We start from the raw sequence: 18645 nt of genomic DNA, 5'->3' as shown, positions 1-18645 counted from the left end.
GAGCTTGGGAGCGTGATAGAGCCCGGCAGTGACTGCAAAGCTCTACATTAAGCAGTTGCTGTTTGTAACACCTGCGGATTGGGGTGAAAAAACACATGCTCGCGTACAGGTCCTATAGCGACCTCACCAATCTCCTGGTAACCCTGACGCTTATAGAACTCCAGATAACGAGAGTCTCCGGTATCGAGCACCACGCCCTCAGAGTGCTCGTCTACTGCGCACCAGTTATGCACCGCTGCCAGAAGTTGTTCGCCGAAGTGCTTGCCCTGGAACTGCGGGTGAATTCCCAGCAGCGGCAGGACGTGAACCGCATCGGACGGCAGGCAGGCCGCCACCGCCGCGTGGTATTCCAGATAACGGCGCGTGCAACGAAACCCGGCGCTCAGCACCATACGCAGGCGCCAGGCCCAACTTTCGGTGATGCCCAGGCGGCGTTGCGGTGGTGCGATCAGGGCAATGCCGATCAGTCGATCATTGACCAGCAGGCCGATGGCTGGCAAATCCTGAAAGAAATGCTGTTTGACCAGTTCACGCACCGTTGCCCGGACCCGTTGCTCATAACCGGATCGCTCTGCCTCGAACAGAAAACCAAAGGTCGGCTCATGCCGGTAGGCCTGATACAGCAAGGAACGCGCTTCGCGGGAATAGCCGCTGTCGAGCATATGGATGTCGGCGATGGCTGTTGAGGTTTCAGGCATAACGATTGATCTCCCCTGGACGCGACTCAAAAGGCCCTCTCCCACAAGGTATAGACCAGACTAAGAGATTGTGGTCAACCCGCCACGCAGGCGCGACACCTCCCCGCAACCGGTCAGCGCCCCGTTTTGCGAACCGCCACGCTGGCCGCCGTCGGACTTGTCGGCTAGCATCGCAGTTTTGCCAGGACTGTCGACCATGAAGATCGTCTCGTTCAACATCAACGGCCTGCGCGCCCGGCCCCATCAGCTGGCCGCGCTGATCGAGAAGCACCAGCCGGACGTGATCGGCCTGCAAGAAACCAAGGTCCATGACGACCAGTTCCCCCTGGCCGAAGTTCAGGCCCTGGGTTACCAGGTGCATTACCACGGGCAAAAGGGCCATTACGGCGTCGCCCTGCTCTCGCGTCTGGCACCGATCGCACTGCATAAAGGCTTTGCCAGTGATGAAGAAGACGCTCAGCGACGCTTTATCTGGGGCACTTTCGCCGATGCCAACGGCGTACCGGTGACCATCATGAACGGCTATTTCCCACAGGGTGAAAACCGTGACCACCCGACCAAATTCCCGGCCAAGCAACGTTTTTACAACGATTTGCAGCAGCTGCTGGAAACGCAGTTCAGCAGCGACCAGCCGCTGATCGTGATGGGTGACGTGAACATTTCCCCGGAAGACTGTGACATTGGTATCGGTGCGGACAACGCCAAGCGCTGGCTGAAAACCGGCAAGTGCAGCTTCCTGCCGGAAGAGCGCGAGTGGATGGCCCGCCTGAAAAACTGGGGCCTGGTGGACAGTTTTCGTCACCTGAACCCGGATGTCTCGGATCGCTTCAGCTGGTTCGACTACCGCAGTCGCGGCTTCGAAGACGAGCCCAAACGCGGTCTGCGCATCGACCTGATCATGGCCTCTCAAGGTCTGTTGCCGCGAATCAAGGCTGCCGGTGTCGACTACGATTTGCGCGCCATGGAAAAACCTTCCGATCATGCGCCGATCTGGCTCGAATTGAGCTGATTGCGTTTGATCGTTCCCACGCGCCGCGTGGGAACGATCTCACAGCTGCTGGCAAGCTGTCATATTGCAGCAACCTTACTGACTTATTCTTCCGGCACTTCCTTTGACCTTAGAAGGTGCCGGCCTGATGCTGCGCGCGCTGTTTGTGACGATGCTTTGCGGCTTGCTGCCTTTTCCGGTCTTCGCCAGCGAGCTAGCGACCCCGGACCATGGCCCTGCCCTGCGTATTCAGGGTTCCAACACTATCGGTGCCGCGCTGGGTCCGGCGCTGGTCAGGGGGCTGATGGAAGCGCAAGGCTTGCGCGAGGTTCACAACGTCATCCAGGGTAAAGACAACGAGCAGCGCATCGTCGGCAAAACCGAGCAAGGACGCCGGGTCGTGGTGGATATCGCCGCCCACGGTTCCAGCACCGGCTTTAGTGCACTTAAAACGGCGAACGCCGACCTGGCTGCTTCATCGCGGCCGATCAAGGACAGTGAGCTGGTCGACCTGGAAGCCCTTGGCGACTTGAAAAGCCCCGGTGCCGAGCAAGTGATCGCCATTGATGGGCTGGCGATTATCCTTCACCCGCACAACCCCTTGAGCCAATTAAACACCGAGCAACTGGCACGGATTTTCAGTGGCGAGGTGAAAGACTGGGAAGAACTTGGCGGTACTGGCGGGCCGATCCACCTGTATGCCCGGGATGATCATTCGGGCACCTACGACACCTTCAAGGAGCTGGTGTTGAGTCATCATGGCAAAACCCTGGACAGCGCGGCTCAACGCTTCGAATCCAGCGAACAGCTTTCCGACGCGGTCAGCCAGGATCCTCAAGGCATTGGCTTTATCGGCCTGCCGTATGTGCGGCAGGCCAAAGCCTTGGCGATTGTCGACGGCGACTCGCAGCCGATGTTGCCCCGCGCCAGCCTGATCGCCACCGAAGACTATCCGCTGTCGCGGCGCCTGTTCTTTTACCTGCCTCCCAACGGGCAAAACCCGTGGGCCAACGCGTTGGTGGCATTCGCCCAAAGCAGCAAAGGCCAGTCAATTGTTGCGGCCAATGGTTTTATCGCTCAGACAGTACAAGCGATGACGGTAGCGCCCAGCCCACAGATGCCTGAAGGCTATCAAGCCATCGCCCGCCAGGCACAACGGCTGACGGTGAATTTTCGCTTCGCCGAAGGCAGCGCCACCCTGGACAACAAGGCCCGGCAGGATTTGTCGCGGGTGCTCGACTATTTAAGGCTCCACGACAAACTCAATAAACACGTCACGCTGGTGGGTTTTGGCGATGCCAAGAGCGATACAGCGCGGGCGGCTTTGTTGTCGAAGCTACGGGCCATGGCGGTGCGACGCGAACTGGTCAAAAACGGTGTGGTGTTTCGCGAAATCCGCGGCTTTGGCGCCGAAATGCCAGTGGCGGCCAATAGCGCGGATGAAGGCCGGATCAAAAACCGGCGGGTGGAGGTTTGGGTGTATTGAGTCCTGGAAGTGCTGCATTGACTGGGCTGATGCTATCGCGAGCAAGCCCGCTCCCACATTAGATCAGCGTCGAGCACAGATTGTGCACACGCCGAAAATCCAATGTGGGAGCGGGCTTGCTCGCGATGAAAGCGACGCGGTCTTAATGCCCGCTACGCATCATCTCCTGGGGCACATATTTACCGATCTCGAACTTTCCGATCGCCGCGCGGTGAACCTCGTCCGGGCCGTCGGCCAGGCGCAGGGTACGCTGCATGGCATACATATAGGCCAGCGGGAAATCATTGGAAACCCCGGCCCCGCCATGGATCTGGATTGCCCGGTCGATGACCTTCAAGGCCACATTGGGGGCGACAACCTTGATCTGGGCGATTTCGCTTTTCGCCACCTTGTTGCCGACAGTGTCCATCATGTACGCCGCTTTGAGTGTCAGCAGCCGCGCCATGTCGATTTCCATCCGCGAGTCGGCGATCTTGTCGATATTGCCGCCCAGACGGGCCAGGGGTTTACCAAACGCGGTGCGATTCACCGAACGTTTACACATCAACTCCAATGCCCGTTCAGCCATGCCGATGGAGCGCATGCAGTGGTGAATCCGTCCCGGGCCAAGGCGACCTTGGGCGATTTCAAAACCGCGGCCCTCACCCAGCAGCACGTTCTCGTAGGGAACGCGGACGTTTTCGAACAGCACTTCTGCGTGGCCGTGAGGCGCATCGTCGTAACCGAACACCGGTAGTGGGCGGACAATCGTTACACCCGGGGCATCCGCCGGCACCAGAATCATCGAGTGCTGTTGATGACGCGGTGCATCCGGATTGCTCAGACCCATGAAAATCAGGATCTTGCAGCGTGGATCGCAAGCACCCGAGGTCCACCATTTCTTGCCATTGATCACCCACTCGTCACCATCGCGCACCGCACGGGCGGCCATGTTAGTGGCGTCGGAGGAAGCGACATCCGGCTCGGTCATGGCGAAGGCCGAACGGATTTCGCCGCGCAAGAGTGGCTCCAGCCAGCGTTGTTTCTGATCTTCGTTGGCGTAGCGCACCAGGACTTCCATGTTGCCGGTATCCGGTGCCGAGCAGTTGAACGGCTCCGGCCCCAGCAAGGAGCGGCCCATGATTTCCGCCAGCGGCGCGTATTCCAGATTGGTCAAGCCGGCGCCCAGTTCGGACTCGGGCAGGAACAGGTTCCACAAACCTTCAGCTTTGGCCTTGAGTTTGAGTTCTTCCATGATCGCGGTCGGCTGCCAGCGATCACCTTCGGCGACCTGGCGTTCAAACACCGCTTCAGCCGGATAAACGTAAGCGTCCATGAACGCGGCCACGCGCTCACGCAGTTCCTGAACCTTCGGGGAATAAGCGAAATCCATGAGCAGCTACCTTCTTCTAGGAGGTTGTTGAGGTCATGCAATTGATGCTAGAGCAGCTACGAAAATTTACCTAACCTATTCTCGGCGTGTATTAACATTCATCACCGATATATGATCGATTGATCGAAACCTAAAAGTAAGAGTGCCGCGCCATGAATCTGAGCAAGGTCGACCTGAATCTCTTCATCGTCTTCGACGCGATCTACACCGAAGCCAATCTGACCCGCGCCGGGCAAATCGTCGGCATCACTCAGCCAGCCGTCTCGAATGCTCTGGCCCGCCTGCGCGAGACCTTCAACGACCCGTTGTTCGTGCGCACCGCCCAGGGCATGGTGCCCACGCCCATGGCGCAGAACATCATCGGTCCGGTGCGCAATGCACTGTCGCTGTTGCGCGTGTCGGTGCAGGAAAGCCGGATTTTCAACCCGGCGCAGGCGGTCAAGACCTACCGCATCAGCATGACCGACCTCACGGAAGCGGTGATCCTGCCGCCGCTGTTCCAGCGCCTTCGGCGTCTGGCGCCGACGGTGATCATTGAGAGCTTTTTGTCCAAACGCCGGGAAACCACCAAGGAGCTGGCCGCCGGTCGCCTTGACTTCGCCGTCGATGCGCCCCTCAACACCGACCCGCAAGTGCGCCACGTCAAGCTGATGGAAGACCGCTACGTCTGCGCCATGCGCAAGGGGCATCCTCTGGCGGGCAAAGAGAAACTCACCCTCGATGACTACCTGTCATTGACCCATATCCATATTTCCAGCCGCCGCAGCGGGCTGGGGTATGTCGACCTGGCGCTGGGCAAAATGGGCATCCAGCGCAAAATCGCCCTGCGCTCGCAGCATTACCTGATGGCTTCGCAAGTACTGCAGCAGACCGACATGGTCATGACCGTACCGGAGCGTTTTGCCCATCGGCATGACCTGTATTCGGTCAATCTTCCGGTCAACGACGTACCACCGGTTGAAACCCACCTCTACTGGCACGAAAGCACCGACCAGGACCCGGCCAACCGCTGGATGCGCGAACAAATGATCGAGCTGTGCCAGCAGGTGACGGCGCATGAGAAGAGACTCGATAAGGCCTGAAAATCACGCAAACCGTGTAGGAGCGAGCGGTGCGGCGATCCGACTTGCCCGCGAAGAACAATGACGCGGTCATTCTGTTGCACCGCGTTGCTTTCATCGCGGGCAAGCCTCGCTCCTACAAGAGACAGGTGCTTGACGTATACGTCAAGCAGCCATTAGCTTAGTGCCAGGACCTTTCTTGAGCGCTTCCATGAGCAGCCAGACTTACAGCATTTCCGACCTCGCCCGCGAGCTCGACATCACCACCCGCGCCATTCGCTTCTATGAGGAGCAAGGTCTGCTCGCCCCCGAGCGGCGTGGCCAGGAACGCATCTACTCGCCCCGCGACAAAGTCAGCCTGAAGTTGATTCTGCGGGGCAAGCGCATTGGCTTTTCGCTGGCCGAATGCCGCGAGCTGATCGAACTCTACGACCCCACCAGCGGCAACCAGAAACAGTTGCACAGCATGCTGGCGAAAATCGCCGAACGTCGCGAGCAGCTTGAACAGCAAATGCTCGATATCGAACAGATGAAGCTGGAACTGGACACGGCTGAAGAGCGCTGTACCCAGGCGCTGGAACAAACCATCGAGAATCAGAAAGCCATTCAATGATCATTCCCACGTCTGCGTGGGAATGCATCCCGTGACGCTTTTCGTCACATCCAACAGCGGACGCGGAGCGTCCAGGGCGGCGTTACCACGCGGAGCGTGGGAACGATCACATTACAAAAAACAGGTGACCTCCTTATGTCTATCCCAACCCATGTGCGCCTCATCGAAGTTGGCCCTCGCGACGGTCTGCAAAACGAAGCCCAACCCATCAGCGTGGCGGACAAAGTGCAACTGGTCGATGCACTGACCGCTGCCGGTCTTGGCTATATAGAAGTCGGCAGTTTCGTTTCGCCCAAATGGGTGCCGCAGATGGCCGGTTCCGCCGAGGTCTTCGCACAGATCCAGCGCAAGCCGGGCGTGACCTACGGTGCGCTGGCACCGAACCTGCGCGGTTTCGAAGACGCGCTGGCGGCCGGGGTCAAGGAAGTCGCGGTGTTTGCCGCCGCGTCCGAAGCGTTTTCCCAACGCAATATCAATTGCTCGATCAGCGAAAGCCTGGAGCGCTTTGTACCGATCATGGACGCCGCCAAACAGCACGGCGTCAGTGTGCGCGGTTACGTCTCCTGCGTCTTGGGTTGCCCATATGAAGGTCATGTGGCGCCCGAACAAGTCGCCTACGTGGCCCGCGAGCTTTACGCCATGGGCTGCTATGAGGTTTCTCTGGGTGACACCATCGGCACCGGTACCGCCGGCGCCACGCGCACAATGTTCGACGTCGTTGGCGCACAGGTGCCGCGGGAAAAACTGGCCGGACATTTCCACGACACCTACGGCCAGGCGCTGGCCAATATCTACGCCAGCCTTTTGGAAGGCATCGCGGTGTTCGACAGCTCCATCGCCGGTCTGGGTGGCTGCCCATACGCAAAAGGCGCCAGCGGTAACGTCGCCACCGAAGACGTGCTGTACCTGCTCAACGGGCTGGGGATCACAACCGGGATCGACATGGATCGCCTGATCCTCGCCGGACAGCAGATTTGCACGGTATTGGGACGCCCTACGGGTTCTCGCGTGGCCAAGGCCCGGAGCGCAGTGTGAGGGGGACGGGTGTGTCTGGGTGTTACCGCCAGCTCTAGCCCGTATCAAAAACGAGTAACACGGAAACAGATGACTGGGTTCTGGCAGATTGGATTTTCTTACAAAACTACCAAGCTATTGATTTTAAAGGATTTTATAAAGTTGGCATGGCTTCTGCTATCTCTATGGCATAACAAGAATAAAAAAATTGCAGCAACCCCAATAAAAACAAGACGTAACGACTCTGGCATAACAAAAACAACACGGCAGAGACGCAGCTAACAGATTTTTTTGGAGAAGGTGTGCTTTTCAGGGTGCTTTTCGAAGTAACCCGCAACCGGGCAGAGAACAATAAAACTACCTTCAGGTAGCTCCCGAACTGGTTGGATCGCTCAGCGAAAAAGCAGATCAGCGCTCAAAAAAATACGTTTGCTCTTGATCCCGGATGGGGATCGACAATAACAGCGGTAAAGGGCCACGGTTGCCAAAAACAACAACAGACCGCCCCTCAATAATAAAAAAAGAGCACGTAACAACAAATTAAAGGGGAGCTTCGGCTCCCCTTTGTGCTTTCTGGCTGCTGGTGAAATCACCCCAGTGACCTGCAGGAGCGAGGCTTGTCCGCGATGGGAACACCGCGATCCAACAGCCTCCCCATCATCGTTCTTCGTGGGCAAGCCTTGCTCCTACCGTTACTCGGCCTTGCCTCGCAGCTCCTCGATGCTGATCTCCCTCATCCGAAACTTCTGAATCTTGCCGGTCACGGTCATCGGAAACTCCTCGACGAACTTGAAGTAACGCGGCGTCTTGAAGTGCGCGATGCGTTCCTTGCACCAGGTTTGCAGTTCCTGTTCGCTGGCGCTGTGGCCGGGATGGAGCTTGATCCAGGCCACGATTTCTTCGCCATACCTGGCATCCGGGATGCCGATGATCTGCACATCAGCCACCGCCGGGTGAGTGAAGAAGAACTCTTCCAGCTCACGGGGGTAAACGTTTTCGCCGCCGCGAATGATCATGTCTTTGTTGCGCCCGGCGATGCACACGTAGCCTTGCTCGTTCATGCTCGCCAGATCACCGGTGTGCATCCAGCCGGCCTGATCGATGGCCTCGGCAGTGCCTTGCGGATTGTTCCAGTAACCGAGCATCACACTGTAACCACGGGTGCACAGCTCACCCACCTGACCGCGCACGACCGTGTTGCCAGCCTCATCGATGATCTTGCTTTCCAGCTGCGGCTGGGTTCGACCGACCGTGGTGACACGTAACTCAAGCTCGTCCGCAGGACCTGTCTGCAATGACACCGGACTGGTTTCAGTCATGCCATAGGCGATCTGCACTTCGCTCATGTGCATTTCGCTGATGACCCGGCGCATCACCTCGATAGGACAGGTCGCCCCGGCCATGATCCCGGTGCGCAGGCTCGACAAATCGAACTCGGCGCGCCGTGGTTGATCGAGCATGGCGATGAACATGGTGGGCACGCCGTACAACCCCGTGGCCTGCTCTTCAGCGACGGTGGTCAAGGTCAGTAACGGATCGAAGGCATCACCGGGGTAGATCATGGTACTGCCATGGGTCACACACCCCAGGTTGCCCATCACCATACCAAAGCAGTGATACAACGGCACCGGAATCACCAGACGATCCGCAGCAGTCAGCCCGAGGCTTTCGCCGACCATATAGCCGTTGTTGAGAATGTTGTAGTGACTGAGGGTCGCGCCTTTGGGAAAACCGGTGGTGCCCGAGGTGTACTGGATATTCACAGCCTGATCGAAATGCAGGCTGTTCTGCCGGGCATGCAATCGTTCGGTCTGCACCCCGGCGCCCAACGCAGACAACTGTGACCACGGCAGGAAACCCGATGGCGGCTGCGCATCAAGACTGATGACGCCGCGCAAGTCCGGCAAGCGTTCGCTCTGCAGCTGGCCGATGGAGTGTTCTGCCAGTTCCGGGACCAGGCCCTGCAGCATGGCGTGGTAATCAGAGGTCTTGAAGGACCCGGCGCAGACCAGCCATTGGCAGCCGGATTGCTTGAGCACATATTCCAGCTCGGAACTGCGGTAGGCCGGATTGATGTTGACCAGAATCACACCGATCTTCGCGCTGGCGAATTGACTGATACACCACTGGGCGCAGTTCGGCGCCCAGATTCCGAGGCGCTCGCCTGCCTGCAAACCCAGCGCCAGGAACGCTCTGGCATGCAGATCGACAGCCTCGGCCAATTGTTTCCAGCTGTAGCGCAGTTGCTGATGGCGAACCACCAACGCTTCTCCTTCTGGATATCGCGCTACAGTGTTATCGAACGCCTGACCAATGGTCTGCGCCAGCAAGGCTTTGTCCTGCGAGCCACGGGTGTAGCTCTGACTTGGGTAAGAACCTGGTTGATCCATAACGACCCCTATTGTCTTTATTGGCGGGTGTGTGTGTGTGTGTGTGGGAGCCGGGCTTGCCCCAATGTCAGTCAGTCAAGCGAACGCAGCCTTTGTAGGAGCAGCCGGTCGACGCTCGATTGCTCGCGATGGATCTGAGGGCGACGCGTTTATCCAGAAAACACGCGTCATCGTTAACGTCCATCGCGAGCAAGCTCGCTCCTACACATGCCCTTAACTGACCGTCATTGTGGCTTGCCCGCGAAATGGGCGCCGCGATTCGTCTGAAAAACCGCGTTATCGTTCATCGCAGGCAGCCTCGCTCCTACAGAAAGCCTCTCTACTCTCGCTCAAGTTGACGTTAACGTAAAGGGTGATTGACAGCCGCCCATCGCAGGCTTACGTTAACGTAAAGGTGAGAGCTGATCAGGCGCTCTCCACTCCTGACAAAAAGACCAAAGGTGACCCATGAACTACCCGACCCTGAACTTCGCCCTGGGCGAAACCATCGACATGCTGCGCGATCAGGTTCAGTCCTTCGTCGCCAAAGAGATCGCGCCTCGCGCCGCACAAATCGACATCGACAACCTGTTCCCCGCTGACCTGTGGCGCAAGTTCGGTGACATGGGGTTGCTCGGGATCACCGTGCCGGAAGAGTACGGCGGCGCCGGCCTGGGCTATCTGGCCCACGTGGTAGCCATGGAAGAAATCAGCCGCGGCTCGGCCTCGGTCGCCCTCTCCTACGGCGCGCACTCCAACCTGTGCGTCAACCAGATCAACCGTAACGGCAACCATGAACAGAAAACCAAATACCTGCCGAAACTGATCAGCGGCGAACACGTCGGCGCCTTGGCCATGAGTGAGCCGAATGCCGGCTCGGACGTGGTTTCGATGAAATTGCGCGCCGACAAACGCGGCGACCATTTTGTCCTCAACGGCAGCAAGACCTGGATCACCAACGGCCCGGATGCCAACACCTATGTGATCTACGCCAAGACCGACCTGGAAAAAGGCCCCCACGGCATCAGCGCCTTCATCGTCGAGCGTGACTGGAAAGGCTTCAGCCGCAGCAACAAGTTCGACAAACTCGGCATGCGCGGTTCGAACACCTGCGAGCTGTTCTTCGACGACGTCGAAGTCCCGGAAGAGAACCTGCTGGGCGCCCTCAACGGCGGCGTCAAAGTCCTGATGAGCGGCCTCGACTACGAGCGCGTGGTGCTCTCCGGAGGCCCGACCGGGATCATGCAAGCCTGTATGGACCTGGTGGTGCCCTACATCCATGACCGCAAACAGTTCGGCCAGAGCATCGGCGAATTCCAGCTGATCCAGGGCAAGGTCGCCGACATGTATACCCAACTCAACGCCAGCCGAGCCTATCTCTATGCCGTGGCCCAAGCCTGTGAGCGTGGCGAAACCGCCCGCAAGGATGCGGCCGGGGTGATCCTCTACAGCGCCGAATGCGCGACCCGAATGGCCCTCGACGCGATCCAGATCCTCGGTGGTAACGGCTACATCAACGAATTCCCGGCAGGCCGCCTGCTGCGCGACGCCAAGCTGTATGAAATCGGTGCCGGCACCAGTGAGATCCGTCGCATGCTGATCGGTCGTGAACTGTTCAACGAAACCCGCTAACGGAGCGAGCGCCCCATGGCAATTTTGCATACCCAGCTCAACCCGCGGTCGGCGGAGTTCGCGACCAATAGCGCGGCCATGCTCGAACAGGTCGACGCGCTGCACACCCTGCTCGCCCAGGTCCAGCAAGGCGGCGGCCTCAAGGCGCAGGAGCGCCACACCTCGCGGGGCAAACTGCTGCCGCGCGAGCGAATCAATCGCCTGCTCGATCCGGGTTCAGCGTTTCTGGAAATCAGCCAATTGGCGGCCTATGGGGTGTACGGCGAAGATGTTCCGGCGGCCGGAGTGATTGCCGGGATCGGCCGGGTCGAGGGCGTCGAATGCATGATCGTCGCCAACGACGCCACGGTAAAAGGTGGTTCCTACTACCCGTTGACCGTAAAAAAACACCTGCGCGCGCAAACCATCGCCCAGCAGAACCGCCTGCCGTGCATCTATCTGGTGGACTCCGGCGGCGCCAACCTGCCGCGTCAGGATGAAGTGTTCCCGGACCGCGAGCACTTCGGCCGAATCTTCTTCAACCAAGCCAACATGAGCGCCATGGGCATTCCACAGATTGCGGTGGTCATGGGCTCCTGCACCGCCGGTGGCGCCTACGTGCCGGCCATGGCCGACGAAGCGATCATGGTCCGCCAGCAGGCCACCATCTTCCTCGCCGGCCCGCCGTTGGTGAAAGCGGCCACCGGTGAAGTGGTCAGCGCCGAAGACCTCGGCGGGGCCGATGTGCACTGCAAGATTTCCGGTGTCGCCGACCATTACGCCGACAGCGATGAACACGCGCTGGCACTCGCTCGACGCAGCGTGGCCAACCTCAACTGGCGCAAGCTCGGTGAGCTACAACAGCGCGCACCGATTGCCCCGCTGTTTGCCAGCGATGAGCTGTACGGCGTAGTGCCGGCCGACGCCAAGCAACCGTTCGATGTGCGTGAAGTCATCGCCCGGCTGGTGGACGGTTCGGTGTTCGATGAATTCAAAGCGCTGTTCGGTACCACGCTGGTCTGCGGTTTTGCCCATCTGCACGGCTATCCGATTGCGATTCTCGCCAACAACGGCATCCTCTTCGCCGAAGCCGCGCAGAAAGGTGCGCACTTCATTGAACTGGCCTGTCAGCGCGGCATTCCCCTGCTGTTTCTGCAGAACATCACCGGTTTCATGGTCGGCCAGAAATACGAGGCCGGTGGCATCGCCAAGCACGGCGCAAAACTGGTGACCGCTGTGGCCTGCGCCAAGGTGCCGAAGTTCACCGTGATCATCGGCGGCAGCTTCGGTGCCGGTAACTACGGCATGTGTGGCCGCGCCTACGATCCACGCTTTTTGTGGATGTGGCCCAATGCACGAATTGGCGTGATGGGGGCAGAACAGGCCGCCGGCGTACTGGTGCAGGTCAAGCGTGAACAGGCGGAGCGCGGCGGTCATCCCTTCTCCGACGCTCAGGAAGCCGAGATCAAGCAACCGATCCTCGACCAGTACGAACGGCAAGGCCATCCCTACTACTCCAGTGCACGGTTGTGGGACGACGGCGTCATCGACCCGGCGCAGACCCGCGATGTCTTGGCCCTGGCCTTGTCGGCCTCGTTGAATGCCCCTATCGAACCGAGCCGCTTCGGCGTGTTCCGCATGTGATTCCGTAGGAGCGAGGCTTGCCCGCGATGAAAGCGCCCCGATGTACCTGGCAGACCGCGTCATGGCTTATCGCGGGCAAGCCTCGCTCCTACCAAAAGCAGTGAAGGACAAAACAATATGAGCGACTTCAATACCCTGGAATTGCTGATTGACCCGAGTGGTTTCGCCACGTTGTGGCTCAGCCGCGAACAAAAGAACAACGCCTTCAACGCCGAGATGATCCGCGAACTGATCATCGCCCTGGATCAGGTCCAGAGTGACACGAGCCTGCGTTTTCTGCTGGTGCGCGGGCGCGGCAAGCATTTCAGCGCCGGCGCCGATCTGGCCTGGATGCAGCAATCGGCCGAACTCGACTATCACACCAACCTCGACGACGCCCGCGAGCTCGCAGAGCTGATGTACAACCTGGCCAAGCTGAAGATCCCGACCCTGGCGGTAGTGCAAGGCGCAGCCTTTGGCGGTGCGCTCGGCTTGATCAGTTGCTGCGACATGGCTATCGGTACTGACGATGCGCAGTTCTGTCTCTCGGAAGTGCGCATCGGCCTGGCGCCGGCGGTGATCAGTCCGTTCGTGGTCCAGGCCATCGGCGAGCGCGCGGCGCGGCGCTATGCCCTGACCGCCGAACGTTTCGGTGGGCAACGGGCACGGGAAATAGGCTTGCTTGCCGAAAGCTATCCGGCCGCCGAGCTTGAGCAACAGGTCGAGCTCTGGATCAACAACCTGCTGCTCAATAGCCCCTGCGCCATGCGCGCCAGCAAAGACTTGCTGCGCGAAGTCGGCCACGGTGCGCTGACCCCGGCACTGCGCCGCTACACCGAAAACGCCATTGCGCGGATCCGCGTCAGCCCCGAAGGTCAGGAAGGCCTGCGCGCCTTCCTGCAAAAACGTCCGCCAAGCTGGCAGCCCGACACGACCACCAAGGAGCCGCGTTGATGAGCGCCCCTCTTCTTACCACCCTGCTGGTGGCCAACCGCGGCGAAATCGCCTGCCGCGTGATGCGCACCGCCAAGGCCCTGGGCCTGACCACCGTTGCGGTGCACAGCGCCACCGACCGCGATGCACGGCACAGCCGCGAAGCCGATATCCGCGTCGACCTGGGCGGCAGCAAAGCCGCTGACAGCTACCTGCAGATCGACAAACTGATCGCCGCTGCCAACGCCAGCGGCGCCCAGGCCATTCACCCCGGTTACGGTTTCCTCTCGGAAAACGCCGGGTTCGCCCGCGCCATCGAAGCCGCGGGTTTGATTTTCCTCGGCCCGCCCGCGTCGGCCATCGACGCCATGGGCAGCAAATCCGCCGCCAAGGCCCTGATGGAAGCCGCTGGCGTGCCGTTGGTACCCGGTTACCACGGCGAAGCCCAGGACCTGGAAACCTTCCGTGACGCCTGCGAGCGCATCGGCTATCCAGTGCTGCTCAAGGCCACGGCCGGTGGCGGCGGTAAAGGCATGAAAGTGGTCGAGGATGTCAGCCAGCTGGCCGAAGCCCTGGCCTCGGCTCAGCGTGAAGCGCAATCCTCGTTCGGCAATTCGCAGATGCTGGTGGAGAAATACCTGCTCAAGCCTCGCCATGTGGAAATCCAGGTGTTCGCCGATCAGCATGGCAACTGCCTGTACCTCAACGAACGCGACTGCTCGATCCAGCGCCGCCACCAGAAAGTCGTCGAGGAAGCGCCGGCGCCGGGTCTGAGTCCCGAATTGCGCCAGGCCATGGGTGAGTCTGCCGTGCGCGCGGCTCAGGCGATTGGTTATGTCGGCGCCGGCACCGTGGAATTTTTGCTGGATTCGCGCGGCGAGTTCTTCTTCATGGAGATGAACACGCGCTTGCAGGTCGAGCATCCGGTCACCGAAGCCATTACTGGCCTCGACCTGGTGGCCTGGCAGATTCGCGTCGCTCAAGGCGAAGCGCTGCCAATGACTCAGGAACAGGTCCCGTTACGGGGCCACGCCATCGAAGTGCGGTTGTATGCCGAAGATCCGGGCAATGATTTTTTGCCGGCCACCGGCCGTCTTGATCTGTATCGCGAATCGGCAGCAGGCCCGGGACGTCGCGTCGACAGCGGCGTGGAAGAAGGTGACATTGTTTCGCCGTTTTACGACCCGATGCTCGGCAAGCTGATCGCCTGGGGCGAGAACCGTGAGCAGGCGCGTTTAAGGTTACTGAGCATGCTCGATGAGTTCGCCATCGGCGGGCTGAAAACCAACATCAGCTTCCTGCGACGTATCGTTGGCCACCCGGCCTTCGCGGCGGCGGAACTCGATACCGGGTTTATTCCGCGCTATCAGGAACAACTGCTGCCCGCACCGAACGAGCTGAACGATGAGTTCTGGCAAGCCGCGGCTCAAGCCTTTGCTCAAAGCCTGCCGGACACCGTGCGTGAAGATGACCGCAGTTCGCCGTGGGCGATTGCCAGCGGTTTGCGTTTCGGGTTGCCGGCACAAACCACCCTGCATTTGACTTGTGAGGGGCAGGACAAGGCGGTCACCCTGGATATTGCCGGCACTCGCTCTGCCGAGCTTTCGGGCGAGCAGTTACTGATCGAGCGCGACGGCCTGCGTCGCCAACATCGGGCAATACGCCACAGCGATACGCTCTATCTGCACTGGGAAGGCGATCTGCGCAGCATCAAGCCTTACGATCCGATTGCCGAGGTCGAGGCCAGCCACAGCCATCACGGTGGCCTCACAGCACCGATGAACGGCAGCATCGTGCGAGTGCTGGTGGAGGCCGGCCAAACCGTCGAAGCCGGCGCGCAATTGGTGGTACTGGAAGCCATGAAGATGGAACACAGCATTCGCGCACCCCATGCCGGAGTGATCAAAGCGCTGTATTGCCTGGAAGGCGAGATGGTCAGCGAAGGCAGTGCGTTGGTGGAATTGGAGGAGTAAGCGCGGTGAAGTGATCGGTCCGACGCGTTGCGCAGGACCGATCAGGCTAGAACTTCATCGTGGCTTGTATCACCACGCCGATGATTCGGCATTCATCGGTGTAGAGGGTTTTCGGATAAGTCGGGTTGAGCGGGACGAGATAACGTTGCCCGCTCTCCTCGATCAACTTGCGAAAGGTCGCTTCAGCGCTGCCCGGCCAGCGAGCAATAACCAGTTTGCCTGGCACCGCTTCAACGGCCGGATCGACCAGAATCAGCATATCTTGCGCAATACTGATGCCGCTCGGGGCGGTCATCGCGTCCCCGACCACTACCAGCCAGAACGCCGCGCCCCGAGCATGATAATCGGACAGCTCGTAGCGCCCGCTGGAATAGCCCGCAGGCTCAGTCTCGCGCGCTTCGCACGCACCTTGCCAATCACTGACCGGATAGCGGAAATACGGGTTGTACTTATCTGCCAGTGAAAGTTCGTAGCCCTCGTGCCCGCCCTCCTCATTATTCGAGTCTGAGGGTTCCTTGATTACCAGCGCCACTTCCAGAAACCCCAACCCCAGCTCCTGAAGAACACGGTTCATGTCTTCAATCTTGGGTTGGCGACGTTTGCTCAGCCAGTGGCCGACGCCGCCCTGGGACATTCCGAGGCGCTCTGCGAGTTTCTCTTGAGTGATCTTCAGATCACTCATTTTGGCCTTGACCAATTCGATCCATTTATCCATGGCCGGAACAATACTTTGTGTACTCGGGCTCTCAATACACATATTGTAGTATTTAAATTATCGTCACAAATACACTATGTACTAGTCTTGGATCTACTGACTTGCCCCATCATTAGAGCACCCGCAATCATGATCAAACCCAGCAATGACTCGTCGGAAATGGAAACAGACGTCGCCTTCACCTCGTTCAAGGGCAACGCCGCAGCGCAGCGCGCCCTGGACTATTACTTGAAACCAGCTGTTTCAGAGTCCGAAGTCGAGGAAAAACTCTTTGATGTCAAACGCGGTATCAGCAGCGAAGAAGCCATGGTCCACGCCTCGGGCCTGTTGCGTTGCGCAGCGGCAACCGCTTATGAATCCGCGGAAAACCTCTGTGGCACACACCGCGATCTGGCGTTCTCGGTGGTGCATATGATTGATTTGGCCAAAGCCATGGTGGACAGATCGCTGGATGGAAACCTCGTCGATTGAATAGCGTAGCCGGCACGGTCAACGAAATGACGACGTGATGGATTCAATGCGCAAGCGCATTGGAGCGGACAGGAAAAAGATTTCCAATAAGGCGAGGGAAAACATTTGACTTGCAAATGATAATGATTATTATTGCATGCAGCTGGTCGCGAGATCAGTCGATAGCCCAAGAGACCTTAGGTCGGACTCCTGGAATATCTCCTCATCAGGCTAATCACGGTTTTTGACCCGGCTTTTGCCGGGTCTTTTTTTGCCAGTTTTCTGGCTTGGCTTCAGGCTAATGAAGTCTGGGTACTGCGCTGTTCGAAGGCGGCGATGATATCAAAAGAATATCGCTTTGCAAGAGAGCCTTTCCCCGGCAACGCCGGGAAAATCCGCCAAAAATTAACACTTGAGAACCCACCACACAGTCACTAAGCTGCTGCTGCGTCAAGGACGACGCCCCCCCTTCTTTTTCCCGAAATTGCCCCCTGTTTCCTCCCCCCTTGCGTGTAAAGTAGCCGTCATAAAAATCATACCCAGGTATCCAGACTATGGCCGCGGTTCAAGGCTCATTTCAAATTACTGCCAACTTCGACAGCGGCAATATCCAGGTGCTGGACACCAGCAATCCACTGCAAGTGCTGCTGGCTATCAAGCCAGACACTCGCAGCCCGCACTTCCAATGGTTCCACTTCAAAGCCAGCGGCCTGCATGTGGGTCAGGAACATTGGTTCCGTCTGAGCAACGCGAGCAAATCGTCTTATAACAAAGCATGGGACGGTTACCAGGCCGTCGCCTCCTACGATCACGTCAACTGGTTTCGTGTGCCGACGATTTTCGAGGGCGACACCTTGCGCTTCAGCCTCGAAGCCAGCGCAACGCATGCCTGGTTCGCGTATTTCGAGCCCTATAGCCGTGGCCGCCACGACTGGTTGATCGAGCAGGCGCTGACCAAGGCCGGCACCGAACTGCTTGCTACCGGCAAAAGCGTCGAAGGCCGCGACATTCAGCTGTTGCGCAAAGGCTCCGGCGCCGAAGGTCAACGCAAGGTCTGGATCATCGCCCAACAACACCCCGGCGAGCATATGGCCGAGTGGTTCATGGAAGGCGTGATCGAGCGCCTGCAGTTGCGTGAAGATCGCGCGATGAAAAAACTCCTGGCCAGCGCCGACCTCTATCTGGTGCCCAACATGAACCCGGATGGCGCTTTCCATGGCCATCTGCGGACCAACGCCATGGGCCAGGACCTCAATCGCGCCTGGCAGAGTGCAAGCCAGGAAATCAGCCCTGAAGTGTTCTTCGTTCAGCAGCAAATGGAAAAGTACGGTGTCGACCTGTTCCTCGATATCCACGGCGACGAAGAAATCCCCTATGTCTTTACCGCCGGCTGCGAAGGCAATCCTGGCTACACGCCGCGGATAGAGAATCTCGAAAACCATTTCCGCAGCCACCTGAAACACCTGACCCGCGATTTTCAGACCACCCACGGTTACGCCCGTGACAAACCGGGCAAAGCCAATATGACTCTGGCCTGCAACAGTGTCGGCGAGAAATTCGATTGCCTGTCGTTGACCCTGGAGATGCCGTTCAAGGACAACAATGATGCGCCGAATGCGCTGACCGGTTGGTCGGGCAAGCGTTCGATGGACTTGGGTAAGGATGTGTTGAGTACGGTAGCGGATATGGTCGAAATATTGCGCTAAGCCTGCGTCCGGACTGCATGCCATCAACAGAGG

General features: G+C 59.0%; 16 protein-coding genes. 11 read left to right on the top strand and 5 right to left on the bottom strand.

Annotation, left to right across the window (positions count from 1 at the left end; translation table 11 throughout):
* Window positions 1–47: 47 nt before the first annotated feature.
* On the bottom strand, window positions 48–698 hold the full coding sequence (locus AC07O1_RS27895) for a GNAT family N-acetyltransferase (protein ID WP_495090875.1): 651 nt from the start codon (window positions 696–698) through the stop codon (window positions 48–50).
* 60 nt (window positions 699–758) lie between these two features.
* Complete coding sequence (locus AC07O1_RS27890; RefSeq protein ID WP_495090874.1) at window positions 759–896, bottom strand: hypothetical protein; 138 nt, start codon at window positions 894–896, stop codon at window positions 759–761.
* Between AC07O1_RS27890 and xthA the strand changes: the two genes are divergently transcribed.
* Together xthA and AC07O1_RS27880 are read left to right on the top strand one after the other, a co-directional pair.
* Window positions 895–1707 carry an exodeoxyribonuclease III gene (gene xthA, locus AC07O1_RS27885; protein ID WP_495090873.1) on the top strand — a complete coding sequence of 271 codons (813 nt, stop codon included), beginning with the start codon at window positions 895–897 and terminating at the stop codon, window positions 1705–1707. The genes AC07O1_RS27890 and xthA overlap by 2 nt on opposite strands.
* Window positions 1708–1831: 124 nt before the next feature.
* On the top strand, window positions 1832–3172 hold the full coding sequence (locus AC07O1_RS27880; protein ID WP_495090882.1) for a substrate-binding domain-containing protein: 1341 nt from the start codon (window positions 1832–1834) through the stop codon (window positions 3170–3172).
* 142 nt (window positions 3173–3314) lie between these two features.
* Here the strand turns inward: AC07O1_RS27880 and AC07O1_RS27875 are convergent, their stop codons facing one another.
* A complete protein-coding gene (locus AC07O1_RS27875) occupies window positions 3315–4544 on the bottom strand; it encodes an acyl-CoA dehydrogenase (RefSeq protein ID WP_495090872.1) in 1230 nt (409 codons plus the stop codon).
* 152 nt (window positions 4545–4696) lie between these two features.
* Between AC07O1_RS27875 and AC07O1_RS27870 the strand changes: the two genes are divergently transcribed.
* The 3 genes from AC07O1_RS27870 to AC07O1_RS27860 all read left to right on the top strand — a co-directional run bounded on the left by AC07O1_RS27870 (window position 4697) and on the right by AC07O1_RS27860 (window position 7253).
* Entirely contained in the window at window positions 4697–5626 is a 930-nt protein-coding gene (locus tag AC07O1_RS27870; RefSeq protein ID WP_495090871.1) for a LysR family transcriptional regulator, read from the top strand.
* A gap of 190 nt (window positions 5627–5816) precedes the next feature.
* Window positions 5817–6218, top strand: coding sequence for a MerR family transcriptional regulator (locus AC07O1_RS27865; RefSeq protein WP_494995745.1), 402 nt, complete (start codon window positions 5817–5819; stop codon window positions 6216–6218).
* Window positions 6219–6353: 135 nt separating this feature from the next.
* Window positions 6354–7253, top strand: a complete 900-nt coding sequence (locus tag AC07O1_RS27860; protein ID WP_495090870.1) for a hydroxymethylglutaryl-CoA lyase — start codon at window positions 6354–6356, stop codon at window positions 7251–7253.
* Window positions 7254–7924: 671 nt separating this feature from the next.
* On the opposite strand, the gene AC07O1_RS27855 is transcribed toward AC07O1_RS27860, so the two are convergent.
* Window positions 7925–9622 carry an AMP-binding protein gene (locus AC07O1_RS27855; protein ID WP_495090869.1) on the bottom strand — a complete coding sequence of 566 codons (1698 nt, stop codon included), beginning with the start codon at window positions 9620–9622 and terminating at the stop codon, window positions 7925–7927.
* 447 nt (window positions 9623–10069) lie between these two features.
* Here AC07O1_RS27855 and AC07O1_RS27850 point away from each other — a divergent pair, with 447 nt between their 5' ends.
* The 4 genes from AC07O1_RS27850 (at window position 10070) to AC07O1_RS27835 (ending at window position 15741) form a co-directional block, all read left to right on the top strand.
* A complete protein-coding gene (locus AC07O1_RS27850) occupies window positions 10070–11233 on the top strand; it encodes an isovaleryl-CoA dehydrogenase (protein WP_495013302.1) in 1164 nt (387 codons plus the stop codon).
* Window positions 11234–11248: 15 nt separating this feature from the next.
* Window positions 11249–12856, top strand: a complete 1608-nt coding sequence (locus AC07O1_RS27845; RefSeq protein WP_494995641.1) for a carboxyl transferase domain-containing protein — start codon at window positions 11249–11251, stop codon at window positions 12854–12856.
* 117 nt (window positions 12857–12973) lie between these two features.
* Entirely contained in the window at window positions 12974–13789 is an 816-nt protein-coding gene (locus AC07O1_RS27840; RefSeq protein ID WP_495090868.1) for a gamma-carboxygeranoyl-CoA hydratase, read from the top strand.
* Window positions 13789–15741 carry an acetyl-CoA carboxylase biotin carboxylase subunit gene (locus AC07O1_RS27835; protein ID WP_495090867.1) on the top strand — a complete coding sequence of 651 codons (1953 nt, stop codon included), beginning with the start codon at window positions 13789–13791 and terminating at the stop codon, window positions 15739–15741. Before AC07O1_RS27840 ends, AC07O1_RS27835 begins: the two co-directional genes overlap by 1 nt.
* Before the next feature lie 46 nt (window positions 15742–15787).
* On the opposite strand, the gene AC07O1_RS27830 is transcribed toward AC07O1_RS27835, so the two are convergent.
* Window positions 15788–16456, bottom strand: coding sequence for a LexA family protein (locus AC07O1_RS27830; protein ID WP_495090866.1), 669 nt, complete (start codon window positions 16454–16456; stop codon window positions 15788–15790).
* Between the two features lie 129 nt (window positions 16457–16585).
* On the opposite strand from AC07O1_RS27830, the gene AC07O1_RS27825 reads away from it, so the two are divergent.
* Together AC07O1_RS27825 and AC07O1_RS27820 are read left to right on the top strand one after the other, a co-directional pair.
* A complete protein-coding gene (locus AC07O1_RS27825) occupies window positions 16586–16927 on the top strand; it encodes a DUF6124 family protein (RefSeq protein WP_495090865.1) in 342 nt (113 codons plus the stop codon).
* A 533-nt stretch (window positions 16928–17460) separates the two neighbouring features.
* Window positions 17461–18612: a M14 family metallopeptidase gene (locus tag AC07O1_RS27820; RefSeq protein WP_495090864.1), complete on the top strand. Its 1152-nt coding sequence runs from the start codon at window positions 17461–17463 to the stop codon at window positions 18610–18612.
* Window positions 18613–18645: the final 33 nt, after the last annotated feature.

The sequence above is a fragment of the Pseudomonas sp. GW821-FHT07G10 genome (genome assembly GCF_059418545.1).
This window is presented reverse-complemented; position numbering and strand designations above follow the sequence as displayed.

Excerpts from the sequence above, each read along its gene's own strand:
- AC07O1_RS27895 (WP_495090875.1), bottom strand. The coding sequence starts at position 698 with ATGCCTGAAACCTCAACAGCCATCGCCGACATCCATATGCTCGACAGC.
- xthA (WP_495090873.1), top strand. The coding sequence starts at position 895 with ATGAAGATCGTCTCGTTCAACATCAACGGCCTGCGCGCCCGGCCCCAT.
- AC07O1_RS27890 (WP_495090874.1), bottom strand. The coding sequence starts at position 896 with ATGGTCGACAGTCCTGGCAAAACTGCGATGCTAGCCGACAAGTCCGAC.
- AC07O1_RS27875 (WP_495090872.1), bottom strand. The coding sequence starts at position 4,544 with ATGGATTTCGCTTATTCCCCGAAGGTTCAGGAACTGCGTGAGCGCGTG.
- AC07O1_RS27870 (WP_495090871.1), top strand. The coding sequence starts at position 4,697 with ATGAATCTGAGCAAGGTCGACCTGAATCTCTTCATCGTCTTCGACGCG.
- AC07O1_RS27865 (WP_494995745.1), top strand. The coding sequence starts at position 5,817 with ATGAGCAGCCAGACTTACAGCATTTCCGACCTCGCCCGCGAGCTCGAC.
- AC07O1_RS27860 (WP_495090870.1), top strand. The coding sequence starts at position 6,354 with ATGTCTATCCCAACCCATGTGCGCCTCATCGAAGTTGGCCCTCGCGAC.
- AC07O1_RS27855 (WP_495090869.1), bottom strand. The coding sequence starts at position 9,622 with ATGGATCAACCAGGTTCTTACCCAAGTCAGAGCTACACCCGTGGCTCG.
- AC07O1_RS27850 (WP_495013302.1), top strand. The coding sequence starts at position 10,070 with ATGAACTACCCGACCCTGAACTTCGCCCTGGGCGAAACCATCGACATG.
- AC07O1_RS27845 (WP_494995641.1), top strand. The coding sequence starts at position 11,249 with ATGGCAATTTTGCATACCCAGCTCAACCCGCGGTCGGCGGAGTTCGCG.
- AC07O1_RS27840 (WP_495090868.1), top strand. The coding sequence starts at position 12,974 with ATGAGCGACTTCAATACCCTGGAATTGCTGATTGACCCGAGTGGTTTC.
- AC07O1_RS27835 (WP_495090867.1), top strand. The coding sequence starts at position 13,789 with ATGAGCGCCCCTCTTCTTACCACCCTGCTGGTGGCCAACCGCGGCGAA.
- AC07O1_RS27830 (WP_495090866.1), bottom strand. The coding sequence starts at position 16,456 with ATGGATAAATGGATCGAATTGGTCAAGGCCAAAATGAGTGATCTGAAG.
- AC07O1_RS27825 (WP_495090865.1), top strand. The coding sequence starts at position 16,586 with ATGATCAAACCCAGCAATGACTCGTCGGAAATGGAAACAGACGTCGCC.
- AC07O1_RS27820 (WP_495090864.1), top strand. The coding sequence starts at position 17,461 with ATGGCCGCGGTTCAAGGCTCATTTCAAATTACTGCCAACTTCGACAGC.